This window comes from Micromonospora sp. AMSO12t, assembly GCF_008806585.1.
GTDB classification, from domain to species: Bacteria; Actinomycetota; Actinomycetes; order Mycobacteriales; family Micromonosporaceae; genus Micromonospora; species Micromonospora reichwaldensis.
In genome coordinates, this window is sequence record NZ_WAAS01000190.1 from 1 (window position 1) to 12693 (window position 12693).

At 74.4% G+C, this 12693-nt stretch carries 9 protein-coding genes; 2 read left to right on the forward strand and 7 right to left on the reverse strand.

Going from position 1 to position 12693, the window contains the following annotated elements; all coding sequences use genetic code 11:
- Window positions 1-55 precede the first annotated feature (55 nt).
- Complete coding sequence (locus F6X68_RS23320; protein ID WP_151456283.1) at window positions 56-541, reverse strand: hypothetical protein; 486 nt, start codon at window positions 539-541, stop codon at window positions 56-58.
- A 391-nt stretch (window positions 542-932) separates the two neighbouring features.
- Between F6X68_RS23320 and F6X68_RS23325 the strand changes: the two genes are divergently transcribed.
- Together F6X68_RS23325 and F6X68_RS23330 are read left to right on the forward strand one after the other, a co-directional pair.
- Complete coding sequence (locus tag F6X68_RS23325; protein WP_151456284.1) at window positions 933-3365, forward strand: M14 family metallopeptidase; 2433 nt, start codon at window positions 933-935, stop codon at window positions 3363-3365.
- 193 nt (window positions 3366-3558) lie between these two features.
- Window positions 3559-5163, forward strand: a complete 1605-nt coding sequence (locus F6X68_RS23330) for a Na+/H+ antiporter (RefSeq protein WP_151456285.1) — start codon at window positions 3559-3561, stop codon at window positions 5161-5163.
- 15 nt (window positions 5164-5178) lie between these two features.
- Here the strand turns inward: F6X68_RS23330 and dinB are convergent, their stop codons facing one another.
- The 6 genes from dinB to F6X68_RS23360 form a co-directional block, all read right to left on the reverse strand.
- Window positions 5179-6366: a DNA polymerase IV gene (gene dinB / locus F6X68_RS23335; RefSeq protein ID WP_151456286.1), complete on the reverse strand. Its 1188-nt coding sequence runs from the start codon at window positions 6364-6366 to the stop codon at window positions 5179-5181.
- A gap of 103 nt (window positions 6367-6469) precedes the next feature.
- Entirely contained in the window at window positions 6470-6994 is a 525-nt protein-coding gene (locus F6X68_RS23340) for a GNAT family N-acetyltransferase (protein ID WP_151456287.1), read from the reverse strand.
- A 57-nt stretch (window positions 6995-7051) separates the two neighbouring features.
- Window positions 7052-7456 carry a DUF2809 domain-containing protein gene (locus F6X68_RS23345; protein WP_151456288.1) on the reverse strand — a complete coding sequence of 135 codons (405 nt, stop codon included), beginning with the start codon at window positions 7454-7456 and terminating at the stop codon, window positions 7052-7054.
- Window positions 7457-7528: 72 nt separating this feature from the next.
- Window positions 7529-9103, reverse strand: a complete 1575-nt coding sequence (locus tag F6X68_RS23350) for an FMN-binding glutamate synthase family protein (RefSeq protein WP_151456289.1) — start codon at window positions 9101-9103, stop codon at window positions 7529-7531.
- Window positions 9104-9207: 104 nt separating this feature from the next.
- Window positions 9208-10428: a PP2C family protein-serine/threonine phosphatase gene (locus F6X68_RS23355; RefSeq protein ID WP_151456290.1), complete on the reverse strand. Its 1221-nt coding sequence runs from the start codon at window positions 10426-10428 to the stop codon at window positions 9208-9210.
- Between the two features lie 99 nt (window positions 10429-10527).
- A partial coding sequence (locus tag F6X68_RS23360; RefSeq protein ID WP_151456291.1) for a glycogen debranching N-terminal domain-containing protein occupies window positions 10528-12693 on the reverse strand: 2166 nt, incomplete at its 5' end.

Consider the following 12693-nt stretch of genomic DNA (forward strand, 5'->3'; position numbering starts at 1 on the left):
GTCGTCTCCGATCGCCGGTGCAGGCTCTTGGCCGTTCTCCCCGGCGGCCCGGTCGTCACTCGGCGCGGTGCGGGGTTCGCGGCGGCCGGTTCCGGCGCATCCGCAGCGCCGCGACTGCGGCGACGATCAGCAGGACCGCCAGGGCCGGTCCACCCGCGATGACCATGAGCCCCGCTCCGATGTTGGCGCCGATCCCGCCGGCGGTCAGCACCCGCCAGGCGAGGCCGAGGAGGACGCCGGCCGCGACGAGCGGCGCCAGCACCCACCACCACCCGCGATCGAGCCGGCGGCGTGCGGTGGCCCGGATCAACCAGGCGAGCGCGAGGGCGACGCCGACGCACGCCAGGACGCCGACGATCCGGTCTCCCACCGCACCGAGGCTCACCGGCCGGATCGCGTAGTCCAACTCGACGCCCTCGGCGGCGAGCCGTCGGGCCTCGTCGCCGGTCAGGTCCCCGATGAGCCACCAGGCGGCCACCGGGGTGCACAGGACCAGGACGAGCGCGGTGATCGGAGACGTCGGTCGGTGCTGCTTCGTCATGCCTGTGGCCTTCTCCCGGCGATCTTGTCGTACCAACTCGGGTAAGTATGTGGGTGGCCTCCGGGTGGGGCGTGAGCACACCTACTCAGGGCGGCCCCGCGGGTCGACCGGCGGTGCGGACGGGACATCGACGGGGATTGACAGATCACTTTGTGTGCGCTGAGGATGACTCAATCCACCGACCTCGACCGGAACGGCTCTCGTCCACCAGCCTGACGACGCTTCCGCGTCCGGCGGCGTCGGTCCGTCGCCACCGGACACTGCCATCTCTGCTCCGCCGGGTCGCGCCACCGCAGTCGCGGCGCGCGCCCGGCGGGGCGCAGCCGCGCACCCGGGCGACCCCCTCGGCCATCCCGTCCGGTCACCCTGCCGACACCAGAAGGGCGGACCCATGCGTGATCCCCTAGCTCCCCGGTGGCGACGCCGCCTACCCGTCCCGGCCGCGCTCGCCGCCGCCATGGCGGTGGTGCTGCTGGTCAGCCCCGCCTCGGCCGTCGTGCCCGCCGCAGTACCCGCCGTCGAGCTGGTCCGCGTCGCCGACGAGGAGGCGGACGTCGTCGAGGTGCTGCTCGCCGGCACCGCCCAACTGGACGCCCTCGTCGCCACCGGCGTCGACCTCGACCACCACGTCACCCGCACCGGGAACGGGGTCGTCGCGCACGCGGTCGTCACCGCCAGCGAGGCCGCGTCGCTGACCAGGGCCGGTTTCACCCTCGGCAAGGTGCTGCACCGTCCCGCCGACGCCCGCGCCCGGGTGGCCGAACGCGAGGCGACCATCGCCGGGCACGTCGCCCAGAACCGTCGGTTCGCCGCCGCGACGGGCGGCCCGAGCGCGTCCGCCGCCTCCGACGTCAAGATCATCCGGGCGGACTACTACACCTCCGGCACGAGCCAGATCCTCTCCGTCGAGGCGAAGTGGGCGCAGGGCCAGACCGCCCCCGACGCCCTCACCGTCGAGCGGGACAGCGGCCCGGGCACCGAGATCGGCTCCGGGGGTACGCAGACGATCTCCCGCTTCGTCGACGCCGGGGTCTACCTCTACCACCGTGGCGCCGCGCCCGTGACCAGCCGGCCCGACCGGATCCGGATCACCAGCCCGACCGGCGACGTGGCCGTGGCCGAGGTCCGGGAGTGGCTGCCCACCCCCGGCGACGGCCCCGAGGGCCCGGGATACCAGAAGGACTTCGTCACCAGCTACCTGACGCCGACCGAGCTGTACGCGCGCATCCACCAGCTGGCCGCCGAGTTCCCCCGGCTGGCCGAGGTCGTCGAACTGCCGCACCGGACCAACGGCTACCGGCGGCACGCCCAGGCGGTACTGGGCACCGCCACCGACAGCCGGGTCGCGGTGGACTCGCTGGCCTGGGGGCACGAGGGCGGCAACGACGTCTCCGTGGAACTGGCCGACCCGGGCGCGGCGGACACGCCGCTGTCGGTGACCGTTGCCGGCGCGGCCGTACGGGTCACCCTCGGCACCGACGGCGAGGGCGCGGTCACCAGCACGGCCGCCCAGGTCGTCGCGGCGCTCAACGCCGGGGCCGGGACGCTCGTGCGGGCGTACACCTATCGGGGCAGCCCGGGCGGCGGCGTGGTCGCGCCGGCCGCGCGGACCCCGCTCAGCGACGGCCTGAGCGCGCCGGCGAGCGTCTCCCGCGACCCGCATCCGGTGTACGCCATCCGCATCGGCAAGCACCGCGACGGCTCGAAGCTCGGCGTGCTCGCCTACGCGCAGGAACACGCCCGCGAGTGGGTCCCCCCGCTGGTCACCGTCGAGACCGCCGAGCGGCTGCTGCGCAACTACGCCCACGACGGGCGGACCCGGCAGTTGCTGGACAGCCTCGACATCTGGATCGCCCCCTCGATCAACCCCGACGGCGGCCACTACTCCTTCTACGACTTCAACTCCCAGCGCAAGAACATGACCAACCACTGCCCGACGACCGGTGCGGTCGACTTCCTGGCCCGCAACTCCTGGGGCGTGGACAACAACCGCAACTACACCGAGTACAGCCTCTTCGACGGCTACTCGGGGGCGTCGACGAGCTGCACCAGCGGCACGTACGCCGGACCGGGCGAGCTCTCCGAGCCCGAGAACCGCAACCTCGACTGGCTGGCCTCCCGCCCCAACATCCGCTTCTCGATGAACCTGCACTCCTCGGGCAACTACTTCATGTGGTCGCCGGGGGCGTACGCGCTGCCCGACCGCGTCTCGGCGCCCCGCCCGACGCTCGCCGAGGAGTCGGCGTTCTGGGGCGCGTCGTCGCGGATCCTGGCCGCCATCAAGCGGCACCGCAACATGGCGGTGACCCCGGCGCGCACCGGCCCGATCTCCGACGTGCTCTACTCGGCGGCCGGCAACTCCGGCGACATGCTCTGGTACAAATACGGCATCTACGCCTGGAACTTCGAGGTCGGCACCTCCTTCCAGCCCGAGTGGGACGAGGCGCACGCCGAGGCGCTGGAGTTCGCCAACGGCCTGGTCGAGCTGATGCGGGTGGCCCGGGACTTCGCCAGGGACCGGACCAGGCCGAGCAGCACGCTCGCGGTGGCGCCCAGCGCGACGCCGGGCATGGTGGAGGTGACCTTCTCCACCAGCGAGCCGGCCGCCGTCTTCTACACCCTCGACCGGGCCGCCCCCACGTACGCGTCGAAGCTCTACGGCTCGGCCGGCATCCGGGAGGGCGGCGAGACGCTGACCGTCCCGGCGGGAACGCGGATCCACTGGTTCTCGGTGGACTCGGCGGGCAACGTCGAGAACAACTACCGCCCCGACGGCAACGGCCGCAACTACCGCAAGGGCACCGCCGTACCGCCGAGGCGCTGACGACCGGGTCGCTGACGGGGGGTGCGTCGGGGGTCCACCCGGTGCACCCCCGCCGCCTGCCGCCCCTCACCCGGGGCGTGGCGGGCCCGCCGTCCCGCCCCGGGCGGGGGGAGGCGCGCCCCGCTGGCGACCGCCGCATGATCGGTTACGGTGATGGCCGGGGCGGAGGCCGACAGCGGGAGGGACCGGCGGGATGGGCGAGCTGGTGGCGTTGGCCCTCGGCGGCCTGGTCGTGGTCGTCCTGACCAACGCCGTGGCCCGCCGCACCCACCTGCCGGCGTCGGTGCTGCTGGTGCTCGCCGGGGTCGGCTACGGCTACCTGCCCGGCCCGAACCTGGAACTCGATCCCGAGGTCGTGCTCTACCTCGTCATCCCCCCGCTGCTCTACGGCGCCGCCCTGCAGTCGAGCCTGACCGCGCTGCGCCGCAACGCCCGGACCGTGATCGGCCTGTCGGTGGCGCTCGTCCTGGTCACGGCGCTCGCCGTGGGTTTCGGGCTCAACGCGGTGGTGGCCGCCGTCCCGCTGAGCTTCGCCATCGCGGTCGGCGCGGCGGTCTCCCCGCCGGACCCGGTGGCGGCGCTGTCGATCGGCCGACGTGCCGGCATGTCGCCCCGACTGACCACGCTGGTCGAGGGGGAGGGGCTGCTCAACGACGCGACCGCCCTGACGATCCTGCAGGTCGCCGTGGCGACGGCGATCGGCGGCAGGTTCTCCGTCGGGCACGCCGTGGGCGACTTCCTGTTCGTCGCCGCCGGTGGGCTGGCCGTCGGCATGGCCGTCGCGTGGGTCATCGCGTACCTGCGGAAGATGGCCTCCGATCCGCTGACCGACAACGCCCTGTCCCTGGGCACCCCGTTCGCCGCCTACGTGGCGGCCGAGAGCCTGCACGTCTCCGGCGTGCTGGCGGTCGTCGTGGCCGGCCTCTGGCTGGGTCACCGCAGCGCGTCCCTGCAGTCCAGCGGCGCGCGGTTGCAGACCCGTTCGGTCTGGCACCTGGTGGAGTACCTCCTCGAGGGCTACGTGTTCCTGCTCATCGGCCAGCAGTTGCCCGCCGTCGTACGCGGGCTGGCCGCCTACGACCTCGGCACCGTCGTCGCGGCGGGGGCCGTCACCGTCGGCATCGTGCTGCTGGTGCGTCCGTTGTGGCTGCTGGCCGCCGCGCACCTGCCCGCCCGGATGCACGCCCGCCTCGGCGGCGACCCCCGTCCCGACAACCCGCCGTTGTCCGGTCGGGAACTGCTCGCGCTGAGCTGGGCGGGCACCCGGGGCGTCATCACCCTCGCGGCGGCGTTCACGCTGCCCGCGAGCACGCCCGCCCGGGACCTGCTGCTGTTCTGCGCGTACCTGGTCGTGCTGGTCACGCTCGTCGGTCAGGGCCTGACCTTCGCGCCGCTGCTGCGCCGGCTGCGGCTGCCGGGCACCGCCGTCAGTCGGGCGTTGACCCGCAACGAGGCGCGCGCCGCGGCGGTGCAGGCCGCCCTCGACCGGCTGACCGCCCTGGCCGAGGCCGACCCGGGCGTACGCGACGTCGCCGCCCCGCTGCGCCGGGCCGCCGAGGGCCGGCACAAGCGCTACACCGAACGGGTCGCACTGCTCTCCCACGTCGAGGACCAGGTGCTGCCGGTGGACGACCGCTACCGGGCGGCCCTGCTGGCCCGCCGGGAGATGATCGCCGCCGAGCGGGACGAACTGCTCGCCTGGCGGGACGCGGGTCGCCTCGCCGACGCCGACATGCGCATCCTGGAGCGGGAACTGGACCACGAGGAGAGCGTCCTGCCGCCGTTGCCCCCGTCCTGACTCGCCGCCCCGGGCTCAGTCCGGCAGCAGCGGCATCTCCAGGCCGGGGTCCCGGCCGAGCAGCACCGCCCGGGTGAGCGCCCCCGACCCGAACCGGTCGCGGACCGCGTCCACTGCCGCGTCCAGGTCCGCCCCCGGATCGCGGTCGAACGGCAGCGGCGGCTGGACGGGGGAGTCGTCCAGGTTCCCGACCGACACGCCGAGCAGGGTCACGCCCCGCCGTTCGATCTCGGGCAGTGCGGCCCGCAGCAGCGCCCGCGCCGCGGCGAGCAGCGGGGCCGTGTCGGCGGTCGCCTTGGCCACCGTGTGGGAGCGGGTCGCGCGGGTGTAGTCGCCGAACCGCAGGCGCAGCGTCACCGTCCGGCCGGCCCGCGTCGCCGCCCGCATCCGCCGGGTCACCCGGTCGACCAGGCCGGCGAGGACCGCCTCCAACTCGGCGGGGGAGTGCGGAACGGCGGCGAGGGCGTGCTGCGCCCCCATCGACCCGCGCCGGCGGCCGACCTGCACCGGCCGGGGGTCGCGGTTGTGCGCCAGGGCGTGCAGGTGCCGACCGGCGCCCGCGCCGAGCAGCGAGACCAGCGTCGCCTCGCCGAGGCGGGCGACCTGCCCGACCGTACGGATGCGCCGCTCGCGCAGCTTCGTCGCGGTCACCGGCCCGACGCCCCACAACCGCTCCACCGGCAGCGGGTGCAGGAACGCCAGCTCCCCGTCCGGCGGGACGACCAGCAGTCCGTCGGGCTTCGCGACGCCGCTGGCCACCTTGGCGAGGAACTTCGTCCGGGCCACGCCCACCGTGATCGGCAGGCGGACCTCCTCGCGTACGTCCCGGCGCAGCCGGGCGGCGATGTCGGCGGGCGGGCCGACCAGCCGGCGCAGGCCGCCCACGTCGAGGAACGCCTCGTCGATGGAGAGCCCCTCGACGATCGGGGTGGTCCGCCGGAAGATCTCGAACACCGCGCGGCTCGCCGCCGTGTAGGCCGCCATCCTCGGCGGCACGACGATCGCCTCGGGGCAGAGCCGCCGGGCCTGCCGGCCGCCCATCGCGCTGCGGACGCCGCGGGCCTTCGCCTCGTAGCTGCACGCCAGGACCACGCCCCCGCCGACGATCACCGGCCGGCCGCGCAGGCGCGGATCGTCCCGCTGCTCGACCGACGCGTAGAACGCGTCCAGGTCGGCGTGCAGGATCCTGGCCTCTCGCGACACGAACACATGTTCGCACGCAGACTCGCGAAGGTGGTACTGACCTGCCCGAACAGCGTCGGGCGAGCGTCCTCGGAGGTGTGCCCGTGACCGCGCGACCGACGGCCTACAGCTCGTCGAACGGGCGGGCGTAGCTGAACCCGCCGCGGATCGACGACCGCCACGCGTTCAGCGGGCGGGCCATGAAGTATCGCGGCCCCCACGGCTGCGGCGGCGTGACGCCGAGGTCGACCGCCGGGCGGAACCCGAAGCGCGGGTAGTAGTCGGGGTGCCCGAGCAGCACCACCAGGGCCTCCTCACGCGCGTCGGCCGCGCCGAGCACGGCGTGCATCAGCGCGGAGCCGACCCCGCGCCGCTGCCAGTCCGGCAGCACGCCGAGCGGGCCCAACCCCAGCGCGACCGGCTCGCCGGCGACCCGGCCACGGGTGCACACCACGTGCCCGACCACCCGCCCGGCGTCGTCGGCCGCGACGAGGGAGAGGTCCGGCAGCCACCCGTCGTCCGCCCGCAGCGCGTCCACCAACCCCGCCTCGACGGGTACGGCGTCCGGCTTCTCCGGGTCGGCGAAGGCGGCCAGGTGCACCGCCCGGATCGCGTCGACGTCGGCGGGGGTCTCGCGTCTGATCAGCACCGGGCCACGATAGGTGCGGTCGTGCACCCGACGCGCGCCATTAACGGCGTCGCCCGCTCACCCCGTGGTCCGCCGACGCCGGGCGCGGGCGGCGACGATCCGGTGCACCGCCACCAGCGGGAGCACCCCGACCGGGTACCAGGCGAGATCGACCGGGTCGAACTGCGCCCCGAGCGCGAGCCGTGCCAGCGGGCTGCGCGCCGACAGCGCCGCCGGTACCCCGGTCAACTGCGACAACTCGACCGCCCAGCAGAAGGCGACCGCGACCGCGCCGGCCACCGGCGGCGACAGCCGCGGCCGGAGGAACAACACGCCGGCCCAGACCACGCAGGCGTACAGCGCGGTGCCGGAGTGCTGTTCGAGGCCGCCGCCGGCCGCCGCGCGCACGACGAGGGCGACGAGCACGAAGAGGACGGCCGCGGCGAGCATCAGGATCCGGCACCGCCGAGGGGTGATCGACATTCCGGCGATGCTAGGCGTCCTCCCGCGGCGGCCAGGAACTCCGCGCGTACTCGTGCGGCGCGTCGCGGCGGGTCAGGACATCGCGGTCGGCGACGGCGGGGCGGTGCCGCCCTGCGGGGCCTCCGCCGTCATCAGCCGGGCGATCTGCGCCCGGTCGGCGGCGGACGGCAGGCCCCACCCGGGGCGGTAGCCGTACACCTCGTGCAGGGGGTGCGAGGCGGTCCGGCCGTCGAGGATCTCGATCGCGTCAGTGTCGATGAGGCCCGGGTGCTCGACGCCGCACGCCTCGGCGACCTTGACCAGGTCGCGGCGCAGCGTCCGGATGTAGTTGGCCGCGCGGACCGACTTCGAGCCCGGGTCCACGCCCCGGGCGAGCCACTGGTTCTGGGTGGCGACGCCGGTGGGGCAGGTGTCGGTGTGGCACTTCTGGGCCTGGATGCAGCCGATCGCCAGCATCGCCTCCCGGCCGACGTTGACCATGTCGCAGCCGAGCGCGAACGCCACCACCGCGTTGTCGGGCAGGCCGAGCTTGCCGGCGCCGACGAACACCACCTGCTCGTGCAGGTCGCGCTCGGCGAAGACCTTGTAGACCCGGGTGAAGCCCTGCTGGAACGGCAGCGACACCGAGTCCGTGAAGATCAGTGGCGCGGCGCCGGTGCCGCCCTCGCCGCCGTCGATGGTGACGAAGTCGACCCCACGCCCGGTGTCGCGCATCAGGGTGGTCAGCTCCTCCCAGAAGCCGAGGTCGCCCACCGCGGACTTGATGCCTACCGGCAGGCCCGTCTCGGCGGCGAGCAGCTCCACCCAGTCGAGCAGGCTGTCGCAGTCGGAGAACTCGGCGTGCCGCGACGGGCTGACGCAGTCGCGCCCCTGCGGGATGCCCCGGGTCGCCGCGATCTCCGCGGAGACCTTGGCCGCCGGCAGCAGGCCGCCGAGGCTGGGCTTCGCGCCCTGGCTGAGCTTGATCTCCAGCGCCCGCACCGGCGCGCCGGCGACCAGGTCCCTGAGCCGGTCCAGGCTGAACCGGCCGCGTTCGTCGCGGCAGCCGAAGTACGCGGTGCCGATCTGGAAGACCAGGTCACCGCCCTTGCGGTGGTACGGCGACAGCCCGCCCTCGCCGGTGTTCTGGAAACAGCCGGCCAGGGCGGCGCCCCGGTTGAGCGCCTCGACGGCGTTGCCGGACAACGAGCCGAAGCTCATCCCGGAGATGTTCACCACCGACTCGGGCCGGAACGCGTGGGCGCGGCCCCGCGCGGCGCCGAGCACCTTGGCGCACGGCAGTCGCACGTCGTGTCCGGCGCCCGGTGTCGACGGCGGGACGGCCCGGCCGAAGGTGCGGTGCTTGATGATCGGATATCCGGGCGTGAATTCGATGTCGTTGTCGGTGCCGAAGCCGAAGTAGTTGTTCTGCTGCTTCGCCGACGCGTACACCCAGCGGCGCTGGTCGCGGGTGAACGGCCGTTCCTCGTTGTTGCCCGCGACGATGTACTGGCGCAGCTCCGGCCCGATGGACTCCAGCAGGTACCGGGCCCGGCCGAGGACCGGGAAGGTACGCAGCAACGCGTGGTCGCGCTGGATCAGGTCACGCGCGGCGAGGGCCGCGACGGCGGCGACGGCGGCGGGTACGGCTCGGCTTGCCCACTTCATGCCCGCCACTCTTTCCGCGATCGCGTCCCGCCAAACGGGCCGGCGACCACGCGGGTGGCGTCGTCCGTCCGGACGGCGCACCTGGGCGCGGGCGGCCTGACGGATCAGTGCGGGGTCAGGAGCCGGTGGACGACGAGCATGGCGATGTCGTCGGTCGGCTGCTCGGCGCCGAGGGCGTCCATGACCTCGGCGCACACCTGCTCGGCCGGTGCCGGCCGGACCACATGGGCGAGCTGGTCGAGACCGACGTCGATGACCTCGTGGCGGCGTTCGACGAGGCCGTCGGTGAAGCAGACGAGCACCGCGCCCGGCGGGAAGTCCACCTCCGCCTGCTGCCGGGGCGGCGGCCGGCGACCCGTGCCGAGCGGGGGATCGGCGTGGACCGGGACGGGCGCGCCCCGCTGGCCCGGCACGGCGAGGACGGGGCGCAGGTGCCCGGCGGCGGAGAGCCGGATGCGGGTCCGGTCGGGGGAGACCATGGCGTAGAGCGCCGTGGTGAGGTTTCCGGCCTCGAAGTGGCTGACCTTGCGGTCGAGGAGCGTCAACGCCTCCGCCGGGTCGTCGCAGACCAGCGCGTAGGCGCGCAGCGCGCTGCGGACGCGCCCCATGACCACGGCCGACTGCAGGCCATGGCCCGACACGTCGCCGATGACCAGGCCCAGCCAGCCCGAGGGCAGGACGAACACGTCGTACCAGTCGCCGCCGATTCCGGCGACGTGCCCGGGCACGTACCGGGCGGCCATGTCCAGGCCCGGCAGGCGGGGCAGTCGGGCGGGCAGCAGGCTGCGTTGCAGGGCGAGGGCGGCGTTGTGGTCGAGGTTGTGGGACCGGGCGAGGTTGGCCAGGCTGGCCCGGTCGGCGACCAGCTCCAGCAGGCGTACGTCGTCGGTGGTGAACCGGCGGTGGCCCAGCGTGCCCACGTGCAACACGCCGATCAGCTCGCCCCTGGCGAACATCGGCACGCCGAGCAGCGACCGCAGCCCCATCGACAGCAGGACCGGGTTGACCACGACGTCGGGGGTGACCTCCTCGATGATCACCGGCCGTCCGGTCAGGGCGATCCGGCCGGCGAACCCGCGGCCCACGGAGACGCGGAACCCCTGCCGGACCTCCTCCTCCAGCCCCTTGGCCGCGGTGGCCACGAGCTGCTGGGAGTGCGTGTCCAGCATGAGGATGGCCGCCGTGTCGACGTCGAGCAGGTCCCGGACGCGGTCGAGGAGTTCGTCGAAGAGGTCGGCCGCGTCGAGACGGGACAGCGTCGCGTCGGTCACGGCCTCGATGCGGCGCAACCGTTCGTCGTCCTGGATGAGCCCCTGATCGGCCACCACCGGATCCTAGCCCTGACGGCTGCGGACGCCGATTCCGCGTTGTGCCGGCCGGCCCGGGCGCGGCGTCTCCACGGACCTGGTCCGGGCATCGGCCGGTCAGGACCGGCGGTGGGTCGCCGAGGCCTGGAGCGTGGGCCGGCGGACCACCGCGATCCGGTCGCCCCGGGCGCGCAGCGACGTGCGCCCGCCGCGCCCGCGGCGTACGGTCAGGTCGACGGTGCGCCCGCCCACGCGCACGCCCTCCAGCGTGAGGTCCGGCAGCCACTCCGGCAGGTGCGGGTCGACGAATATCGTCCGCAGCGGCGCGGCCGGGCGCAGCGCCAGCAGCGCCTGGACCAGCGCGACGACCGCGCTGGCGGACCAGGCCTGCGGGGAGCAGGAGTCCGGGTAGACGCCCGGGTGCGGATGGGCGTCGTCGCGGGGCAGTCCGCTGAGCACCTCCGGCAGGCGATGCTCCGTGAAGAGCGCCGCCGCGGAGAACATCCCCTCCGCGAGCCGGTGCAGGTGTTCCCAGCAGCCGTACCGGGCCAGCCCCAGGCCGATCGTGCCCGCCTCGACCGGCCAGACGCTGCCCCGGTGGTAGCTGAACGGGTCGTACGCCGGGTGTGCCGAGGACAGGGTGCGCACCCCCCAGCCGCTGAACATGTCGGGGGCGAGCAGCCGGTCGGCGACGAGGGGCGCGATGCGGGCGGGCACGATCCCCGTGGCCAGCAGGTGGCCGTCGTTGGAGTTGACCGAGCGCACCTGCCGCTTGTCCGGCCCCAGCGCCAACGCGTGGCAGCCCCGGTCCGGCATCCAGTAGGCCCGGTGGAAGCGGCGCCGCAGGGCGGCGGCCCGGCGGACCAGTCCGGCGCCGTACGCGGGGTGACCGGTCGCGGCGAACACCACCCCGGCGTGCCGCAGGGCGGCGTACCAGTACGCCTGCAACTCGCTGGTCGCGATCGGGTTCGGCACCACCTCGCCGTGCTCGTCGACGATGGCGGTGTCCGAGTCCTTCCACCCCTGGTTCTTCAGGCCGGCGGGGGACCGGCGGTGGTATTCGAGGAAGCCGTCCCGGTCGAGGTCGCCGAACCGGTCGATCCAGCCCAGCACGCGCCGCGCGGTCGGCAGCAGGTCCCGTACCGTGTCGAGGTCCCCGGTCCAGGCCAGGTACTGGCCGAGGAAGACCAGGAAGTCCGGCGCGGTCGACCAGTCGCCGTAGTAGCTGTCGAACGGGTCGATACCGAGCGTGGACACCGGGCCCCGCCGGGCCTCGTGCAACGGCTTGCCGGGCTCCTCGTCGCGCCAGTCGTCGATGCGCCGCCCGAGGTGGTGGGCGTTGAGCCGCAGGCTGTCCGCCAGCATCGTCGGCCCGGCGAGCAGGGACTGCCACGAGGCGGTCATCGTGTCGCGGCCGAAGATCTCCTGGTAGATGGGCAGGCCGGCCATGGGCGCCGTCGGCCCGTCCGGTTCTCCCAGCGGCAGCACGGCCAGGTCGTCGACCGCGCACCGCCAGGCGGCGGTGACGTCGAAGTTGCTGCTGGCGAGCCGGGCGAGTTCGCGGGCCAGGGTGCCGCGGGCGCGCGCGGCCGCGTCGTCCGGCTCGGCGAAGGTCGGCGGCGGTGCGGCGAGGCGCTGCCCGTCGAAGACGGGTTCGACGAGGAGTTCCACCCGGCGGGACCCCCGGGGCGGCACCGCGAGGTCGACCGTCAGGGTGGCGTCGGCGTACCGGACGGGCATGTCGGCCCGTACGCCGATCGCCACCGCCCGGTCGAGGCCGTCGCACCGGTAGGTCAGGCGGAGCTCCCGGTCCTGGTCGTTCCAGCTCGCGTCGACTGTGCCGGACTGCACCCGGCGGCCGGTCTCGGCCTCGCTGGTGTCGGCGAAGTCGGCGGCGAGGTGGATCCGCAGCCGTAGGTCCAGGGGCACGGCCGCGTAGCTGACCACGGTCAGCCGGGTCCGCAGGCCCGCGCCGACGAAGCGCTCCACCAGCAGGTAGGCCGCGCGGGAGGGCAGCGTGTCGCCGTCGCCGAGGGCGGCGTACGAGAGCTGGGCGTGCCCCGCCACGTTGGCTGTGCTGAACGGGACCGGCTCGTGGCCGTCCACGCTGAGGCGTTCGGTGCTGAGGACCCGGGTGTTGCGGGCGAAGAAGCCCTGCGGGTCGGCGCCGGTGATCCGGCCGCGGACGTCGGTCACCAGGGTGCTCCAGCCGCTCGCCACGTAGAGCAGGTCCGGGCGGACGCGCAGCTTCCGGACCCGGGTCATCGCGGCCGGGGCGCGCCC

Excerpts from the sequence above, each read along its gene's own strand:
- F6X68_RS23320 (WP_151456283.1), bottom strand. The coding sequence starts at position 541 with ATGACGAAGCAGCACCGACCGACGTCTCCGATCACCGCGCTCGTCCTG.
- F6X68_RS23325 (WP_151456284.1), top strand. The coding sequence starts at position 933 with ATGCGTGATCCCCTAGCTCCCCGGTGGCGACGCCGCCTACCCGTCCCG.
- F6X68_RS23330 (WP_151456285.1), top strand. The coding sequence starts at position 3,559 with ATGGGCGAGCTGGTGGCGTTGGCCCTCGGCGGCCTGGTCGTGGTCGTC.
- F6X68_RS23345 (WP_151456288.1), bottom strand. The coding sequence starts at position 7,456 with ATGTCGATCACCCCTCGGCGGTGCCGGATCCTGATGCTCGCCGCGGCC.
- F6X68_RS23350 (WP_151456289.1), bottom strand. The coding sequence starts at position 9,103 with ATGAAGTGGGCAAGCCGAGCCGTACCCGCCGCCGTCGCCGCCGTCGCG.